Below are 18,369 nucleotides of genomic sequence, written 5' to 3'. Positions count from 1 at the left end.
ACTCCACAGATCGCCCGCTAGCGGAGAGGCCCGCAGGACGCAGGCGTAGATTCGGCGCCAGTGAGTGCCACCACGCCCGACACCGCAGTGGGATTTCGCTCCGAACGCGGGCCGGTCCTCATCTCGGTCATGCTGTGTACCGGCCTGGTCGCCGTCGACGCGACAGTGCTCGCGACGGCGGTGCCCTCCATAGTCGACGAGTTGGGTGGCTTCCAGCAGTTTCCCTGGCTGTTCTCGGCGTACCTGCTGGGTCAGGCCGTGACGACGCCGATCTACGCGAAACTGTCGGACGTCTTCGGCCGCAAGCCGATCCTGCTCCTCGGTATCGCCCTGTTCCTGCTGGGGTCCATCCTGTGCGCGGTGGCGTGGAACATGTTCGCCTTGATCGTCTTCCGGGCCGTCCAGGGGCTCGGCGCGGGCGCCGTCCAGCCGACGGCGATGACGATCGTCGGCGACATCTACACCTTGGCCGAACGGGCACGGGTGCAGGGCTACCTGGCGAGCGTGTGGGCGGTGTCGTCGGTGGTCGGACCGCTGCTCGGTGGGGTCTTCGCGCAACTCGGCATCTGGCGCGGCGTGTTCCTGATCAACATCCCGCTCTGCCTACTGGCCGCCTGGATGTTCAACAGGCACTTCGACGAGACGGTCACCCACGGTCACCGATCCGTCGACACGCTCGGAGCGGTGGTGCTGGGTGGCGCGCTGACCGCTCTCGTCCTCGGTGTGCTCGGCGGCGGCCAGAGCTGGGCGTGGGGTTCGGTTCCGAGCATCTCCTGTTTCGCCTCGGGCATCGTGCTGCTGGCGGTCTTCGTCGTCGTCGAGCGCAGAGCCGCCGAACCCGTCCTGCCGCTGTGGGTGTTCTCGCGCCGACTGTTGTGCGCAACGACTGTGGTCGGGTTCGGCGTCGGGGCGATTCTCATGGGGCTGACGTCCTACGTGCCCACGTATCTGGAAGGTGCGCTGCGCGTCAGCCCGATCACCGCGGGACTCGCACTGGCCGCGCTGACGCTCGGGTGGCCCGCGACCGCGGCGATCGCGGGGCGGCTGTACCTGCGCTGGGGATTCAGGAGCACCGCGCTTGCGGGGGCGGCGTTGGTGATCACGGGATCGTCGTTGCTGGTGGCCGTCGCGCACCGGCCCGACGTCGCCGTCGTGGCGTCGGCGTGCCTGGTGATCGGCGCCGGTATGGGATTGCTGGCCGTGCCGACGCTCATCGCCGCGCAATCGAGCGTCGAATGGGACGAACGCGGCGTCGTGACAGGCAACAACATGTTCGCCCGTTCGCTCGGCAGCGCGGTGGGGGTCGCGATCTTCGGCGCGATCGCCAACTCGATCTTCGGACCGGGCGACGTGCACTCCATCGGTCCAGCGGCCATCCAGGCCGGCAGCGCAGCCGTCTTCACCGGCGTGCTCGTCGTCGCGGTCGCCACCGCGATCGCGGTGGTCGCCATGCCGCGGACCCGCGTTCAGCCGGCGGACTGACCCCACGATCGCAGGCGAAACGGGGCCCAGGGCGAGCGAATGCCGGCCGAGAAAGCAGGTAATCCGCGTTATGCGCCTACACTGATCGCGCTGGCATCCGCCGATCCTCCGGACCTCTGGGATTTGCGCCTACCCCCGGAGGATCGTGTGAGCCGCTTTACCGACACCATGTATGCCAATGCTCGCCTGAGCCCGAACGGGCTGGTGACAGGCGAACCTCACCATCCGATCCGGCACACCTGGCGTGAAGTCCACGAACGAGCCAGGCGCATCGCTGGCGGTCTGGCGGCGGCGGGAATCGGCCCCGGAGACGCGATCGGCGTGCTCGCCGGCGCCCCGGTGGAGATCGCTCCGACTGCGCAGGGTTTGTGGATGCGTGGCGCGAGCATGACCATGCTCCATCAGCCGACACCGCGGACCGATTTGGTGTCCTGGGCGGTGGACACCATCGCGGTGATCGACATGATCGCCGCCAAGGCCGTCGTCGTGTCCGACCCGTTCCTCGCCGCCATTCCGGTGCTGAAGGAACACGGTGTCCTGGTGCTCACCGTGGTGGATCTGCTCGAGGCGACGCCGATCGATCCCGTCGACACGGCCGAGAGCGACGTCGCGCTGATGCAGTTGACCTCGGGATCGACGGGATCACCCAAGGCCGTCCAGATCACGTTCGACAACCTCGTCTCGAACGCCGAGGCGATGTTCACCGGCGCCGAAGTCAACACGGACACCGACGTGATCGTCAGCTGGCTTCCGCTCTTCCACGACATGGGAATGACCGGATTCCTCACGGTGCCCATGTATTTCGGCGCAGAGCTGGTGAAGATCACGCCGATGGACTTCCTCACCGACATCCTGCTGTGGCCGCGCCTCATCGACAAGTACGGGGGCACGATGACGGCTGCTCCGAACTTCGCCTACGTGCTGCTGGCCAAGCGGCTGCGAAGGAACGCCACTCCCGGCGAATTCGACCTCTCCTCGCTGAGGTGGGCGCTGTCGGGCGCCGAGCAGGTGGAACCCGCGGACGTGGAGGAGCTCATCGAGGCGGCCGCACCGTACGGCCTGCGCCCGAGCGCCATGCTGCCTGCCTACGGTATGGCCGAAACCACTGTGGCGGTGTCGTTCTCGAAGTGCGGCGGCGGACTGGTCGTGGACGAGGTCGACACCGATCTGCTGGCCGCACTGCGGCGGGCGATTCCTGCGAGCAAGGGCGGCGGCAAGACCACTCGGCTGGCGATCCTCGGCCCACTGCTGGCCGGACTCGAGGCACGGATCATCGACGAGGACGGCAACCTGCTCCCGGCCCGCGCGGTGGGCGTGATCGAACTGCGCGGTCAGCCCGTCACCGCGGGCTACATCACCAAGGGCGGGTTCATCGAGGCCCGGGACAACCAGGGCTGGTACGACACAGGCGATTTGGGCTACCTGACCGATGGCGGACAGATGGTGGTGTGCGGGCGGGTCAAGGACGTCATCATCATGGCCGGCCGCAACATCTATCCCACCGACATCGAACGGGCCGCAAGTCGGGTGCGCGGCGTTCGCCCCGGTTGCGCCGTCGCGGTGCGGCTCGATGCGGGCCACTCCCGCGAATCATTCGCCGTCGCCGTTGAATCCAACGCGTTCGAGGATGCCGGCGAGGTGCGCCGGATCAAGCACGACGTCGCCCACGAAGTGGTGACCGAGGTCGACATGCGGCCTCGCAACGTGGTGGTCCTCAGCCCGGGAACCATCCCCAAGACACCCTCGGGGAAGCTGCGCCGGTCCCACTCCGCGGCGCTGGTCGGCTGCTGAAGGCACGCGAGAGCGCCGGGGCGGGACGGCGGGGTTCCCGCACCCGGCGCTTGTCGACGGTGACTCAGAGGATGTAGAGCATCTCCTGGTAGGTGGGCAGCGGCCACAGGTCGTCGGCCACCACGCCCTCGAGCGTGTCGGCGGCGGAGCGAACCGCATCCATGAGCGGCAGCAGGCTCTGCGCGTGCGCGGCCTCCTCGGCGGCCGAATCGCCGCCGTGCTCATCCATCGCGGTCTTGAGCGCGGTCAGCGCACCCGTCAGCTCCTTGATCGGCGCCGACACCGTCTCCAGTAGCGTCATGTCCGGATCGATGCCGGCGGCCTTGAGCGTCGCCACGTTGGACGCGAGCTCGGTCTGGTAGCGGATCGCCGCAGGCAGGATCACCGTGGAGCCCACCTCCAACGTCAGCTTCGCTTCCACTGCGATGGTGAGCGCGTACATCTCGTACCGGACCTCGACGCGGCTCTCGAGCTCGCGGGCGTTGAACACGCCGTACTTCTCGAAGACCTCGACCGCCTCGGGCTTGACCAACTCCGGAATCGCATCGAGCGTCGTCTTGAGGTTCGGCAGTCCGCGCTCGGCGGCCTCGATCTGCCAGTTCTCCGAATACCCGTCACCGTTGAACACGACGGCGCCGTGCTCGGTGATGATCTCGGTGAGCAGTGTCTGCACGGCGACGTCGAAGTCCTCGCCCTCTCCGACGGCCTTCTCGAGCACGGTGGCCATGTAATCGAGCGAGTCGGCCATGATCGTGTTCAGGATGATCATCGGCACGTTGATCGTCTGCCCCGAGCCCGGTGCCCGGAACTCGAAGCGGTTGCCGGTGAACGCGAACGGGCTGGTGCGGTTGCGGTCGCCCGGATCGGTCGGCAGCACCGGCAGCGTGTCGACGCCGATGATCATGCTGCCCTTGCCCTTCGACGACGTCGCCGCGCCCTTGGCGATCTGTTCGAAGACGTCGGCCAGCTGATCGCCGAGGAAGATCGAGATGATCGCGGGCGGGGCCTCGTTGGCTCCGAGGCGGTGGTCGTTGGTGGCAGACGCGACGGATACCCGCAGCAGGCCGGAGAACTTGTGAACCGCACGGATGACCGCCGCACAGAACACCAGGAACTGAGCGTTCTCGTGCGGGGTGTCACCCGGCACTAGCAGACTCCCGAACTGCGCGTTGCCCATCGAGAAGTTGACGTGCTTGCCCGAACCGTTGACACCGGCGAACGGCTTCTCGTGGAACAGGCACTCCATGCCGTGCTTCTTGGCGATGGTCTTGAACGTCGTCATCAGCAACTGCTGGTGATCGGCGGCGATGTTGGCCCGCTCGAACATCGGCGCGATCTCGAACTGGCCCGGCGCGACCTCGTTGTGCCGGGTCTTGGCGGGGATGCCGAGCTTGAACAGTTCGCGCTCGGTGTCCATCATGAACGCGAGGACACGGTCCGGGATGGCGCCGAAGTAGTGGTCGTCGAATTCCTGGCCCTTCGGCGGCTTGGAGCCGAACAGGGTGCGGCCGGCGTTGATCAGGTCCGGCCGGGCCAGGAAGAAGTGACGGTCGACCAGGAAGTACTCCTGCTCGGGCCCGCAGAACGACACGATGTGGTCGAAGTTGCTGTGCCCGAACAGTTTCAGGATGCGCTCGGCCTGCGCGCCCATGGCCTGCTGGCTGCGCAGCAGCGGCGTCTTGTAGTCGAGCGCCTCACCGGTCATCGAGACGAACACGGTGGGGATGCACAGCGTGTTGCCGTTCGGGTTCTCCAGGATGTACGCCGGGCTGGTGACGTCCCACCCGGTGTAACCACGCGCCTCGAAGGTGCTGCGCAGACCGCCGGACGGGAAGCTGGACGCGTCCGGCTCACCCTGAATCAGCGTCTTGCCCGCGAACTCGGCCAGCGTCTGGCCATCCGAAACGGGCTCCAGGAAGCTGTCGTGCTTCTCGGCCGTCAGTCCGGTCATCGGGTAGAAGACGTGGGCGTAGTGGGTGGCGCCCTTGGACAGCGCCCAGTCCTTCATCACCGAGGCGACGGAGTCGGCGACGGCCGGGTCCAGCTTCGCGCCCTTCTCGATCGTCGCGACGACGGACTTGTAGACCGACTTCGGCAGCCGCAGCCGCATCTCGGCCAGGGTGAAGACGTTCGCGCCGAAGATCTCACCGGGCTCTTCGGCGGGGTCGAAGCTGATGGCCGGAGGCACATACGCCTCGACGCTGTTGATCGCCTGCAGACGGACTGCGTTTCCGCTCAATGGAGTTCCTATCACGACGTGAGCCCGCAACTGTTTCGCGGACTAGACCGGCCCACAGTAGGAACGCGGTGTTCCGGGACTGTTACGCACGCGTCAACGTGACAATTCGGGGTAATGGTGTAGGGGTGCGTTATTTCATAGCCCTTCTGGTGGCCGCTCTGATCGGCGGCTGTGGCGCTGCCGCCGAGGACCGGACCGCGCCACCGTCAACCCCGTCAACCCCGTCATCCCCTTCGGCCTCGCCGACCCCGACCACCACCGGACTGCTGCCGTCGGGCGTGCCGACCGAGGGCACGCGTCCGCCCGCCGACGGACTGCCACCACCGGCGGAACCGCAGCGCGCGCCCGCACCGGCGTCGCCGCCACCGGGGCGGCTGGTCGCGGTGGGTGACGCGCCCGAAGGCGTCGTCGTCGATGCAACGACTCGCACGGTGGCCGTCGCCAAGCGCAATCCCAATGAACTCGTCCTCATCAACGCCGACACGGGCGCCGTCACCAAGCGGGTGCCGCTCCCCGGCTTCGTCCGCCACCTCCAGCTCGCCCGACCCGGTGGGCCCGTTCTGGTCCCAGTCGAAAGCGCGAACGCCCTCGTTCGGGTCGACCTCCCCGGCGGCGCTGCCGAACCCCAGGTCATCACCGGCACCGTGCCGCACGACGCGTCCGAGACACCGAACGGCACGGTGTTCGTCGCGAACGAACTCGGCGGAACGACCACGGTGCTGCGCGGCGACGACATCGTCAAGGTGTTCACCGACAGTGTGCAGCCCGCGGGCATGGCGCCGGTGGGCGAACTGATGGGCATGCTCGACGTGCGCAAGAACGATCTGACCGTGTACGACGCCGATCGGCTGGTCATCAAGGGCTCGACCCCCGCCGGCGCCGGCCCGACGCACCTGGTCGCGGACAAACACGGACGCCTCATCGCCACGGACACGAGGGGGGACGCGATCCGGGTGTTCACCACGGACCCCCGCGAGATAGCCAGTGTCCCGCAGCCCGGCGGCCCGTACGGCATCACCTACGACCCGACGCGCGACGAGGTGTGGGTCGCGTCGTCGGGCACCAACGAGGTGGTCGGGTACTCGATGGCCTCTGAGACGCCCCGTGAGATCCGGCGGATCGCGACCGTGCAGAACCCGTACACGCTGGGGGTCGACGCGACGACCGGCAGGCTGTTCATCGCGGGCGTGACCGGCGGCGTGATCCAGATCGTCGAACCGGGGTGACGTGTCAGTGGTCGAATGTATGTTCGACTCATGTCCGGTACGGCCGTCTCAGATGCGGTGGAGCGCTTACTCGCCGCGTGCGACGAGGTAGCCGGCTGCGACATCAACCTGCTCGACAGGGCCGGCGTGCTGAAGTTCCTCGACGGGATCGAGATCGCCACCCGGCAACTGCCCGCGCAGTCCCAACGCGGTCTGGCCCGCCTGCAAGCCGAAACCAGTGCGCGTGAGTTGGGCGCCAAGACCTGGAACGAGGTGCTGCGCGTGCGGTGGCGGCTGTCGTCCTACGAGGCGGGCCGCCGGCTGGCCGAGGCAGCCGACCTGGCCCCGCAGCCCACCGTGACCGGCCCACCCCTGTCCCCGAAGCTGCCCGCGACCGCGGCCGCTCAAGGCGTCGGGCTGATCAGCTCCGAGCAGGTCAAGATCCTGCGCGAAACCATGAACGCCGTCCCGCAGTGGGTCGATGAGACAACCCGCTCCCAGATCGAAGTGGACCTGGTCCGCGTCGCGGTGGGCTACGGACCCAAGGAACTGCGCGACGCCGCAACCACCCGACTCTTCCTACTCGACCAGGACGGCCCCGAACCCGACGACCGCGAACGACGACGCCGACGCGCGGTGAGAACCGGAACCCAGGGCCGCGACGGGATGACCGCCCTGACGGCGACCCTGTCCCCGGAAGCCGCCGCGGTCTGGGAGGTCCTGTTCGCCAAGTTCGCCGCGCCCGGCATGTGCAACCCGGCCGACGACGAACCCTGCACGTCCGGGACCCCCTCACAGACCCAGATCGACGCCGATGACCGCAACCTCGCCCAGCGGCAGCACGACGCACTGGTCGTCGTCGGGCGCATCGCGTTGATGACCGACCTGGGGCAGCTCAACGGGCTGCCGGTGTCGATCATCATCCGCACCACCCTGCAGGACCTCGAAGGCCGCGGGATCGCCGTCACCGCCGGCGGCACCCGGCTAACCATCGACGACCTGGATCGCCTCGGCGGGCACGCCGCCTACCACCTCTGCGTGTTCGACGGTGTCACCGGTTCGGCGCTGAACCACTTCCGCTCCAAACGCGTGGCCACCGCCGCTCAGCGGATCATGCTCATCGGCCGCGACGGCGGGTGCACCAAACCCGGCTGCCCCGTCGGCCCGTACGGCTGTCAGGTCCACCACGCGGTCGCCGACTGGACCCGCGGCGGCCTCACCAACGTCGACACGATGGCACTCGCCTGCGGCGGTGACAACCGCTCGGTCGACGAGAACGGTGGGTGGACCACCCGCATCAACGACCATCACGACTGCGAATGGATCCCACCGCCGCACTTGGACACCGGACAAGCCCGCATCAACTGCTACCACCGCCCCGAAATCCTGCTCGCCCCACACGATGACGAACCCGACGACACCGAAATCCCGGCCGCACAGGCTGAATCGCTCACCCCCTGGGACAACCTCGACGCCCCGCCCCTACCGCCGCTGCCACCGGTGTCAATACCCGACCCCGACGACCTCGAGTACCTCGACCCCGACGACCCGACCTACCCCTTCGGCCCCGCCACACCGCCCGCCACGTGCGATATGCAGACAGCGGAGCTGACGACCCTGCTCGACCCGTGGTCAGCCTTCGACGACGAGCCTCCACCGAGCGAACCCGACCTCGACACGGGCGACGAACCCGGACCACCCCACCCGCCGCTGCTCGCAGACCACGACAAAGCCGACGGCGGCAAGGGAGTTCGCGGCCCCTGACGCGCCGGCGCACCTCGACGTGTAGGCAACCGCCTCACCCGATTGGCGGCCTAGGCTGAGAATATGGGTATTCGACGCCACATGACCGGTCGAGATGTCACCCGCGACATCGATGCGAGTTACGACGAGCACGCGGTCGTCACCACCGGCGCCGAGCACGAAGCCGCCGGAGTGAAGGCGGTGCTGGTCTCGATGCAGCGCGGCCTGAGCTCGATGGGTCCGCTTCGCACGGCCGCCGCCCTGGTTCGGCTCAATCAGCGGCACGGCTTCGACTGCCCCGGCTGCGCCTGGCCCGAAGAGCACGGCGGCCGCAAGTTCGCCGAGTTCTGCGAGAACGGGGCGAAGGCCGTCGCGGAGGAGGCCACCAAGCGGGTGGTCACGCCGGAGTTCTTCGCCCGGCATTCGATCTCGGATCTGGCCGCTAGGCCCGAGTACTGGCTCAGCCAGCAGGGCCGACTGACCCATCCGATGGTGCTGCGCGCCGGGGACGACCACTATCGACCCATCAGCTGGGACCACGCGTACCACGTCATCGCCCAGCACCTGAACGCGCTGGCCAGCCCGGACGAAGCGGTGTTCTACACGTCCGGCCGGACGAGCAACGAGGCCGCGTTCCTCTACCAACTCCTGGTCCGCAGCTTCGGCACCAACAACCTGCCGGACTGCTCGAACATGTGCCACGAGTCGTCGGGTGCGTCGCTGAGCGAGTCCATCGGCATCGGCAAGGGGTCCGTGACCGTCGAGGACCTGGCGTTGGCCGACCTCATCGTCATCGCCGGCCAGAACCCCGGCACCAACCATCCCCGGATGCTGTCGGTGTTGGAGAAGGCCAAGGAGAACGGCGCGAAGATCATCGCGATCAACCCGCTGCCCGAGGCCGGCCTGATGCGGTTCAAGGACCCTCAGAAGGTGCACGGCGTGATCGGCCACGGCATCGGCATCGCCGACGAGTTCGTTCAGATCCGGCTCGGTGGCGACATGGCGCTGTTCGCCGGGGTGGGACGGCTCATGCTGGAAGCCGACGATCGCGCGCCCGGCACCGTGATCGACCGAGACTTCGTCGCCGAGCACAGCGCGAACTTCGAGGCCTACGAGGCTCAGACGCGCGAGGTCGACATCGCAACGGTCCTTGAGGCCACCGGCATCGATCGCGAGCAACTCGAGCGCGTCGCACAGATGTTCATCTCGTCGCAGCGGACGGTCGCGTGCTGGGCGATGGGCCTCACGCAGCACCGTCACGCGGTCCCGATGATCTCGGAGCTCACCAACCTGCTGTTGATGCGCGGCATGATCGGTAAACCCGGAGCGGGGGTGTGCCCGGTGCGCGGCCATTCCAACGTGCAGGGTGACCGCACCATGGGCATCTGGGAGAAGATGCCCGAATCCTTCCTGTCCGCACTGGATTCCGAGTTCGGCATAGTCAGCCCGCGCAAGCACGGCATGGACACCGTCGACGCGATACGCGCCATGCGGGACGGGCGAGCGTCGGTCTTCATGGGCATGGGCGGAAACTTCGCCATGGCGACGCCCGACACCGACGTGACCGCGTTGGCGCTGCGCAGTTGTTCGCTGACGGTTCAGGTCTCGACGAAGCTGAACCGCAGCCACCTGGTGACCGGCACCACCGCGATCATCCTGCCGTCACTGGGTCGCACCGATAAGGATCTTCAGAACGGCACCAAACAGCAAGTCACCGTCGAGGATTCGATGTCGATGGTGCACCTGTCCCGGGGTAGCCTGCAGCCGCCGGGTCCCGAGGTGCGCAGCGAGGTGGCGATCGTCGCCCAGCTCGCCCGCGCCGTTCTCGGACCGGACCACCCGGTGCCCTGGGAACGGTTCCAGGCCGATTACGACCGCATCCGCGATGCGATCGCCGCGGTGGTCCCCGGGTGCGCCGATTACAACCGCAAGGTCCGCCAGCCCGACGGCTTCCAACTCCCCCACCCGCCGCGCGACTCCCGCGAATTCGACACCAGCACGGGCAGGGCCAACTTCGCGGTCAACCCGCTCGAATGGCTGCCCGTTCCCGAGGGCCGGCTCATCCTGCAGACCCTGCGCAGCCACGACCAGTACAACACCACCATCTACGGGCTCGACGACCGCTACCGCGGCGTCAAGGGCGGCCGGCGCGTCGTCTTCGTCAACCCCGCCGACATCGAGGCGTTCGGCCTCACCGACGGGGCGAGGGTCGACCTCGTCTCGGAGTACACCGGCGAATCCGGCGCACTCGAAGAACGGCGGGCCGAGGACTTCCTGGTGGTGCCCTACTCCACGCCGGTCGGCAACGCCGCCGCGTACTACCCGGAGACGAACTCCCTGGTGCCGCTCGACCACACCGCCGCCACATCCAACACCCCGGTGTCCAAGGCGATCGTCATTCGACTGGAGCCCGGCCGTGGGTAGGGTGACCGCACGGCGCAAGGCCAGCCACGTCACCGCCGACGGCGCGGTGTCCCGGCCCGAGACCCTCGCCGTCGAGGAACCGCTCGAAATCCGGCTGAACGGCACCCCCATCACCGTCACGATGCGCACGCCGGGCTCGGATGTCGAACTCGCACAGGGCTTTCTGCTCACCGAGGGTGTCATCGGCCGCCGCGACGACATCTCCCGCGTCGAGTACTGCCGCGGCAGACCCGATCCCCAGTCGCTGCGCTCCCGCCCTCCGGATGGTGATGACGGCATGAACACCTACAACGTCCTGGACGTCACCCTCGCCGACGATGTCCCGACGCCCAGCCTTGATGTCACGCGCAACTTCTACACCACCTCGTCGTGCGGCGTGTGCGGCAAGGGTTCGATCGACGCGGTGCGCACCGTCAGCCGTCACTCCCCCGGCGACGACCCCACCGTCGTCGCCGCCGAAACGCTCACCACGCTGCCGGACCAGTTGCGCAAAGCCCAGAAGGTGTTCGCCAGCACCGGAGGACTGCACGGCGCCGCCCTCTTCGACGCCGACGGTACGGTGCTCGTCGTCCGCGAGGACATCGGGCGCCACAACGCCGTCGACAAGACGATCGGTTGGGCGTTGGAGAACAGCCGGATCCCGTTGTCCGGCACAGTACTTCTCGTCAGCGGTCGAGCCTCGTTCGAGCTCACCCAGAAGGCCGTGATGGCCGGTATCCCGATGCTGGCCGCGGTGTCGGCACCGTCATCGCTGGCCGTCGACCTCGCAAGCCAGGCCGGCCTCACGCTCGTCGCGTTCCTCCGCGGCGAATCCATGAACGTCTACACCCGCCCCGACCGCGTCAAGTACTAGCCTGCGCCCGCAACAACTCCGCGGCCTCGGTCTGATACGCGTGCTCGGCCCAGCCCAGCGGCGTCGCCTGGAACCGGGCGTCGGTGATCGTCGGGTCGGCGCCCGCGTCGAGCAGCGTGCGGATCACCTCGAGGTCGCCGTCCCAGGCCGCGTGATGTAGCGGCGTGGCCCCCATGTCGTCGAGTGCGTTCGGGTCCTGCGCTATCACGGCCGACGCTGCTACGGCACCGACGCCGATCCCGTTGCGCGCCAACAGCTCCAGCCGATCAGTGAAGCCGTGTTCGACCGCCCAGTCGACCTGCCGCTGCCACATCTGCGCCCGTGACTCCATCGCTTCGCCGAGCCTGAGCTCCCACGGGCTGGGTCCGGCGTCGGCCAACCCGTGGCCGAACAGTTGCTCCAGGTGCGAGTCATCGCGACGGAACATCCGGTTGTAGAGCGTCTGCTGGTCGACCGGATGCGCGCCCCGCGCAAGCAGCAGTGCCGCCAGGTCGGGGGCGAACGGATGCCGGGGCTGGCGGCGCGGACCCTGCTCCCCCTCGCCGAACACTCCCGTCAGCGCGGTGAACGGCGTCGACAGCCCACACCACAGGTACCCGGCATTCGGATCGGCACCCGCGTCCAGCAGTAACCGCGCCGCCGACAACCAGTTGTCGCCCGTTCGGCCCAGCGGCACCCGCGAGTAGCAGAGGTACAGCAGCGGTTCCCAGCCGAACGGGCCGCCGCGAGCGCGAGCCCACCCAGCGTCCTCGGCGAGATGATGCTGCAGCGCAGGCACGTCACCGGCGGACGCTGCCGCCCAGACATGTTCGTACACAACGCTGTTCGTGTGCATCAGCTCGGCGGCCGCCTGCCACCGGGGCGGTGCGTCGGAGGCGTCGTAACGCAGCGAGGCCAGCGCACAGAACCGGTCGGCGCCCTCTAGCCCCGCCTCGTCCACGCCACCGGGATCCACCGTCAACGGCCCGGCGATCGTCAGGTAGTGCGCCAGCGCGGGCCAGCCGCTGAACCCGTACCGCCGCGCAACTCTCAGTTCGGCCTCCGGTGTGGAACAACGCTCGACGGCCTGGAGTTCGCGTGCCTCGGCTCGCAGCCGATCGAGGGACGGATTGTTGGGCAGACTGCTGGCCACGACGGCCTCCATCGGCTCTCGAGCGGACGGCGGGCGGTCCCGCGCACCCGTCGCCGACGTTACCCGCTAACGTCGGCTCGGTCGCGAGAAGGAGGGCTCTGCATGGCCGCCCTACTGGCGTTGCTCGCTGCCGTGACATACGGCGTCTGCGACTTCCTCGGTGGCCTCGGTGGCCGGCGCGTCGCAGCCGCGCTCGTGCCCATCCCGATGCAGGCCGTTGCCCTGGTCACCGTGGGCATCGCGATCCTCTGTGGTTTCGGAGGACAACCCACGCTCGCGGTTCTGACGTGGGGTGCCATCGGCGGCATCGGCAGCGGAGTCGGCAACGCCGCGCTGCTGCGCGGCTTGGCCGGCGGGCGCATGAGCGTCGTCGCACCCGTGTCGGCGGTGCTGGCCGCGGCGGTGCCCTCCGTCGTCGGGGTCGTCTCCGGTGACAGGCTGACGCTGTTCGCCTGGCTGGGGGTGGCATTGGCCTTCCCCGCGATCGCATTGACGTCGTGGACCCGAGGTCCCGCGGGCTCCCCGCTGCGCGACGTCGGCTACGGAGTGGTCGCCGGATGCGGGTTCGGCCTGCTCTTCGTGGCGGTGGACCGAGCCGGCCCGGACGCAGGCGCCTGGCCGCTGCTCCCCGGCCAGTTCGTCGCCCTGCTGGTGGTTCTCGTCGCCGCGACGCCGGAGATCGCCCGACTGCGGCGCCGCGGCGAGCGCCTCGACGTCGGCACCGCCGTGCGGTGGGGCGCAGCCGCGGGTGCCCTCGGCGCGGTGGCGAACCTGCTGTTCCTCGCCGCGACCGCCCACGGCCAGCTGACCGTCATCGCGGTCCTGACCGGGCTCTACCCCGCCGTAACCGTGCTGCTCGCCGCGCTCGTGCTCCGCGAGCGGATCCACCGCCAGCAGGCAGTCGGACTCGTCGCGGCCGCGGTCGCCGTCGCGCTCATCGTGACGTCCGGTTAGCCCCCTACCTGCAATCTCCACACGATCTCCACACAGCCTCCAAGTTCGGCGGGCGCTGATCGCGAAGCATCGACTCCCGTCGGAAGCATCCATTCAGAGGAGTTGTTGTGGCGGAGATTCTCATCGCGGCGTGTCCACCCATCGGACACGTCGGCCCCCTGCTGAGCGTGGCCCGCGGGCTCGTCGATCGGGGCGACCGGGTCACCTTCCTGACAGCCGAGCGGCATGCGGCGAAGATCCTCGCCACCGGCGCGCATCCCCATCCACTACCCGCAGCCGCCGATTACGACGACACCTCGTTCGACGCCGACCTGCCGGGCCGCGTCGAGACCTCGGGGATAGCGCGGATCAACTTCGACATCACCCACCTGTTCGTCAGACCGATGCGACACCAGGCGCAGGCGCTGTCGGACCTGCTGGCGGCCCGGCCCTACGACGCCGTGATCGTGGATTCGATCTTCCTCGGGGTGCTGCCGATGCTGATGGCCGACGACCCCCATCGCCCGCCGGTGCTGACCTACAGCACCACCCCGCTGTTCCTCACCAGTCGCGATACGGCTCCCGGTGGCACCGGCATCACGCCGGGCAACGGCCGGTTCGCGAGGCTGCGCAACAGGCTGCTGAACGTCGTCGGCCAGAACGTCCTGCTGCGACCATCGCACTCCGCCGCCAACGCCGAGCTGCAGGCCATCGGCGCACCGAAACTGCCGGTGTTCGTGCTGGATTCGGCGATTCTAGCCGACCGGATGATCGCGCCGACCGTCCCCGAGTTCGAGTACCGCCGCAGCGACCTGCCCGACCACGTCCGGTTCGTCGGAGCGGTCACCCCGACACCGGCCGAGCACTTCGAACCACCGGTCTGGTGGGACGAATTGCACTCCGGCAGGCCCGTCGTGCACGTGACACAGGGCACCATCGACAACGCGGACCTGACCCGACTCGTGGAACCCACCATCGCCGCGCTCGCCGACGAGGACGTCACCGTCGTCGTCACCACCGGCGGGCGCGATGTCGGTCAGATCGGAATCCCGTTGCCCGCCAACACCTTCGTCGCCGAGTTCATCCCGCACGACGTGTTGCTGCCCTTGGTCGACGTGATGGTCACCAACGGCGGATACGGCGCCGTGCAGCGCGCGCTCATCGACGGAGTGCCTCTGGTCGTCGCGGGCAACACCGAGGACAAACCCGAGGTCGCCGCCCGTGTCGAGTGGTTCGGCGTGGGCGTCAACCTGCGAACCGGTACTCCCACGTCGGACGCGGTGAAACGCGCCGTGCGCGAGGTGCTCGCCGACGACGCCTACCGGCAGGCCGCCCGCCGTCTGCAGTCGACCCACCGGCGCTGGGACTCGGTCGCGGAGATCGCCTCCCTCGTCGACGAGGCGATCGCCGAGCGACGCGTGCAGGTCGGCCATGCCTGAGGACATCCACCTGCCGCTGCTCGCCGCGGCCGTGCTCATCTGGTATCTGGTGTGCGCGCTGCGGCAGGCGCGCTCCGAGCGTTCCGACACGCCCGCGGTGGTGTGGCGCGAGGCCACCGAGCACGGCTGGACCGAGTGGTCGGCGCTGCCGGAGGTGGCGGCGTCGGTCGGCTACGACGCGATGCTCACCGCAGTCCGCGAGCACGCCGCGGCGACGTCGAGTGCCGTTCAGTTCGCCGTGGTCGCACATCCCGCGGGCGATCCCGAGTACACGCTGCGGGTGCTGTTCACGTCCGAGGTGCGGGAGCGGTTCGCCGGCCGCGAGCTGGCGCTGACGGGACGGAGTGCTGATCGTGGCTGACGTTCTCATCGCCTCGCTGTCGCCGATCGGGCACATCGGGCCGCTCCTCACCGTCGCGCAGGATCTCGTCACCCGAGGCGATCGCGTCACGGTGGTCACCGGCGCCGCACACGTCGACGCGATTCGCGCGGTCGGCGCCACCCCGCACCCCCTGCCCGCCGCCGCCGACTTCGACCAGTCGCCGTTCGACTCCGAGAGTCGTGGCAGCACACCGAAGATCAAGGCGCTCAACCTGGCGATCACGCGGCTCTTCCTGGCGCCGATGCCCGCTCAGCTCGCCGTGCTGCGCGAGGTGATGGCGGATACGTCGTTCGACGCGATCATCGCCGACTACGGGTTCTTCGGCGTGCTCCCCCTGCTGCTCCAGGATCGGAGCAGCAGGCCGCCGATCCTCTCGTACACGCCGACGCCGATGATGTTGTCGAGCCGTGATACCGCCCCCAACGGCCTCGGGATGGCGCCTGGTGCGGGATGGCGTGCGCGACTGCGCAATCGCGTGTTGAACGTGGTGTCGCAGCGCGTCCTGCTGCGACCGACGCAGCGGGCCGCGAACGCGCTGTTGACCGAATGCGGCGCAGGCAGGCTGCCGGTCTTCCTGTTCGACATCGGGGTGCTCGCCGACCGCTACATCGTGCCGACGGTGCCGGACTTCGAGTATCCCCGCGGTGATCTCCCGGCCAACGTGCGATTCGTCGGAGCGGTGCACCCGCAGCCCTCAAGGGGGTGGGTTCCGCCGCCGTGGTGGCCGGTACTCGACGCCGACCGACCCGTCGTGCACGTCACCCAGGGCACCGTCGACAACGAGGATCTGTCCCGGCTGATCGAGCCGACCATCGCCGCGCTGGCCGACGAGGACGTCACGGTCGTCGTCACGACCGGCGGGCGCGACGTCGGTGAGATCCGGGGCCCGATCCCCGCGAACACGATTGTGAGCGAATACCTTCCGCACGACGTGCTGCTGCCGAAGGTCGACGTGATGGTCACCAACGGCGGCTACGGCGCTGTGCAGCGCGCGGTGTCGGCGGGCGTCCCGCTGGTGGTCGCAGGCGAGACCGAGGACAAGCCCGAGGTGGCCAGCAGGGTGGCGTGGTCCGGCGCAGGCGTCGACCTGAAGACCGGTACGCCGAGCGCCGCCGTCGTCGGCGACGCGGTCCGGGAAGTACTGCGGAACCATCGCTACCGGAGCCGGGCACGCGAACTGGAGTCGGCGTTCGCACGGCGCGACGGCGTCGCCGAGATCGCGGCTCTGGTCGACGAGGTGATCGCCGAGCGCAGGCTCGTCGGAAGCTAGGCGCTCTTGTCGCGTCGCTCGCTGCGCGACGGCTTGCGCGGAACGATCGTCGGGAGCACGTTGTCCTCGACGACCTCCTTGGTGACGACCACCTTGGCGACGTCGTCGCGGCTGGGGATGTCGTACATCACCGGCAGCAGGACTTCCTCCATGATGGCGCGCAATCCACGGGCACCGGTGCCGCGGTGGATGGCCTGATCGGCGATGGCCTCCAGCGCGTCCTGGTCGAATTCCAGCTCCACGCCGTCCATCTCGAACAGCCGGGTGTACTGCTTCACCAACGCGTTCTTGGGCTCCGACAGGATCGTGACCAAGGACTCCTTGTCGAGGTTGGTCACCGAGGCCACCACGGGCAGGCGGCCGATGAACTCGGGGATCAGCCCGAACTTGATGAGGTCCTCGGGCATGACCTCGGCGAAGTGATCCTGGGTGTCGATCTCGGCCTTGCTGCGCACCTCGGCACCGAAGCCGAGTCCGCGCTTGCCGACGCGATCCGACACGATCTTCTCCAACCCGGCGAACGCGCCGGCCACGATGAAGAGGACGTTGGTCGTGTCGATCTGAATGAACTCCTGGTGCGGGTGCTTGCGACCGCCCTGCGGGGGCACCGACGCCTGCGTCCCCTCGAGGATCTTCAGCAGCGCCTGCTGCACGCCCTCACCGGACACGTCCCTGGTGATCGACGGGTTCTCGCTCTTGCGGGCGATCTTGTCGACCTCGTCGATGTAGATGATGCCGGTCTCGGCGCGCTTCACGTCGTAGTCGGCGGCCTGAATCAGCTTGAGGAGGATGTTCTCGACGTCCTCACCGACGTAGCCGGCTTCCGTCAGCGCGGTGGCGTCGGCGATCGCGAACGGGACGTTGAGCATCTTGGCCAGCGTCTGCGCCAGGTAGGTCTTGCCACAGCCCGTGGGCCCGAGCATCAGGATGTTCGACTTGGCCAGCTCGACGGGCTCGGCCCGCGAGTCGCGCATCTTCTCCTGCGCCTGAATGCGCTTGTAGTGGTTGTAGACCGCGACGGCGAGCGTGCGCTTGGCGGTGTCCTGGCCGATGACGTAGCCCTCGAGGAATTCGCGGATCTCCGCGGGCTTGGGCAGTTCGTCGAGTTTGACGTCGTCGGCGTCGGCGAGTTCCTCTTCGATGATCTCGTTGCAGAGATCGATGCACTCGTCGCAGATGTACACGCCGGGACCGGCGATGAGCTTCTTGACCTGCTTCTGGCTCTTCCCGCAGAACGAGCATTTCAGCAGGTCGCCGCCGTCTCCAATGCGTGCCATATCCCTGCGGGCCTACTTTCCTGCTCGACGTCGATGTCCGTCTGATCCGTGGATGTCGCCGGTTTGCGAAGCTCCTGGAAGCCGTAGAACCCGACGCTACCCGTATGTTCCGGCGCGGTGCGACCGATAAAGCCGAATCGCGTCGGTGATATTTCGCTGCGTTGACTCCAGAACTTATCCCGTGTTGTGCCGGACGGCC

The 18,369-nt window shown here is 68.3% G+C and carries 13 protein-coding genes; 10 read left to right on the top strand and 3 right to left on the bottom strand.

Going from position 1 to position 18,369, the window contains the following annotated elements; translation table 11 throughout:
• The first annotated feature begins 60 nt into the window (after window positions 1–60).
• Window positions 61–1,482: an MFS transporter gene (locus NM203_RS14785; protein ID WP_255060737.1), complete on the top strand. Its 1,422-nt coding sequence runs from the start codon at window positions 61–63 to the stop codon at window positions 1,480–1,482.
• Window positions 1,483–1,629: 147 nt separating this feature from the next.
• Entirely contained in the window at window positions 1,630–3,273 is a 1,644-nt protein-coding gene (locus NM203_RS14780) for a fatty acyl-AMP ligase (protein ID WP_255060736.1), read from the top strand.
• Between the two features lie 64 nt (window positions 3,274–3,337).
• On the opposite strand, the gene NM203_RS14775 is transcribed toward NM203_RS14780, so the two are convergent.
• On the bottom strand, window positions 3,338–5,512 hold the full coding sequence (locus NM203_RS14775; protein ID WP_255060735.1) for a glutamine synthetase III family protein: 2,175 nt from the start codon (window positions 5,510–5,512) through the stop codon (window positions 3,338–3,340).
• A gap of 125 nt (window positions 5,513–5,637) precedes the next feature.
• Between NM203_RS14775 and NM203_RS14770 the strand changes: the two genes are divergently transcribed.
• The 4 genes from NM203_RS14770 to fdhD all read left to right on the top strand — a co-directional run bounded on the left by NM203_RS14770 (window position 5,638) and on the right by fdhD (window position 11,737).
• Window positions 5,638–6,738, top strand: a complete 1,101-nt coding sequence (locus NM203_RS14770; RefSeq protein ID WP_255060734.1) for an NHL repeat-containing protein — start codon at window positions 5,638–5,640, stop codon at window positions 6,736–6,738.
• A gap of 15 nt (window positions 6,739–6,753) precedes the next feature.
• Window positions 6,754–8,481 carry an HNH endonuclease signature motif containing protein gene (locus NM203_RS14765; RefSeq protein WP_255060733.1) on the top strand — a complete coding sequence of 576 codons (1,728 nt, stop codon included), beginning with the start codon at window positions 6,754–6,756 and terminating at the stop codon, window positions 8,479–8,481.
• Window positions 8,482–8,562: 81 nt separating this feature from the next.
• A complete protein-coding gene (locus NM203_RS14760; protein ID WP_255060732.1) occupies window positions 8,563–10,884 on the top strand; it encodes an FdhF/YdeP family oxidoreductase in 2,322 nt (773 codons plus the stop codon).
• Complete coding sequence (fdhD, locus tag NM203_RS14755; protein WP_255060731.1) at window positions 10,877–11,737, top strand: formate dehydrogenase accessory sulfurtransferase FdhD; 861 nt, start codon at window positions 10,877–10,879, stop codon at window positions 11,735–11,737. Before NM203_RS14760 ends, fdhD begins: the two co-directional genes overlap by 8 nt.
• Here the strand turns inward: fdhD and NM203_RS14750 are convergent.
• Window positions 11,727–12,869: an ankyrin repeat domain-containing protein gene (locus tag NM203_RS14750; RefSeq protein WP_255060730.1), complete on the bottom strand. Its 1,143-nt coding sequence runs from the start codon at window positions 12,867–12,869 to the stop codon at window positions 11,727–11,729. The two genes, fdhD and NM203_RS14750, sit on opposite strands and share 11 nt — an antisense overlap.
• A 102-nt stretch (window positions 12,870–12,971) precedes the next feature.
• Between NM203_RS14750 and NM203_RS14745 the strand changes: the two genes are divergently transcribed.
• From NM203_RS14745 to NM203_RS14730, 4 genes are all read left to right on the top strand, one after another.
• Window positions 12,972–13,823 carry an EamA family transporter gene (locus NM203_RS14745; protein ID WP_255060729.1) on the top strand — a complete coding sequence of 284 codons (852 nt, stop codon included), beginning with the start codon at window positions 12,972–12,974 and terminating at the stop codon, window positions 13,821–13,823.
• Between the two features lie 107 nt (window positions 13,824–13,930).
• Window positions 13,931–15,241, top strand: coding sequence for a glycosyltransferase (locus NM203_RS14740; RefSeq protein ID WP_255060728.1), 1,311 nt, complete (start codon window positions 13,931–13,933; stop codon window positions 15,239–15,241).
• Entirely contained in the window at window positions 15,234–15,602 is a 369-nt protein-coding gene (locus tag NM203_RS14735) for a hypothetical protein (RefSeq protein WP_255060727.1), read from the top strand. The genes NM203_RS14740 and NM203_RS14735 overlap by 8 nt, the downstream gene beginning before the upstream one ends.
• Entirely contained in the window at window positions 15,595–16,893 is a 1,299-nt protein-coding gene (locus NM203_RS14730; protein WP_255060726.1) for a nucleotide disphospho-sugar-binding domain-containing protein, read from the top strand. The genes NM203_RS14735 and NM203_RS14730 overlap by 8 nt, the downstream gene beginning before the upstream one ends.
• On the opposite strand, the gene clpX is transcribed toward NM203_RS14730, so the two are convergent.
• Window positions 16,890–18,170 carry an ATP-dependent Clp protease ATP-binding subunit ClpX gene (gene clpX / locus NM203_RS14725; protein WP_255060725.1) on the bottom strand — a complete coding sequence of 427 codons (1,281 nt, stop codon included), beginning with the start codon at window positions 18,168–18,170 and terminating at the stop codon, window positions 16,890–16,892. The two genes, NM203_RS14730 and clpX, sit on opposite strands and share 4 nt — an antisense overlap.
• Window positions 18,171–18,369 lie beyond the last annotated feature (199 nt).

The sequence above is a fragment of the Mycolicibacterium arenosum genome (assembly GCF_024320865.1).
Taxonomy (GTDB): domain Bacteria; phylum Actinomycetota; class Actinomycetes; order Mycobacteriales; family Mycobacteriaceae; genus Mycobacterium; species Mycobacterium arenosum.
The sequence above is the reverse complement of the archived record's forward strand: the minus strand, read 5'-3'. Positions and strand labels throughout refer to the sequence as shown.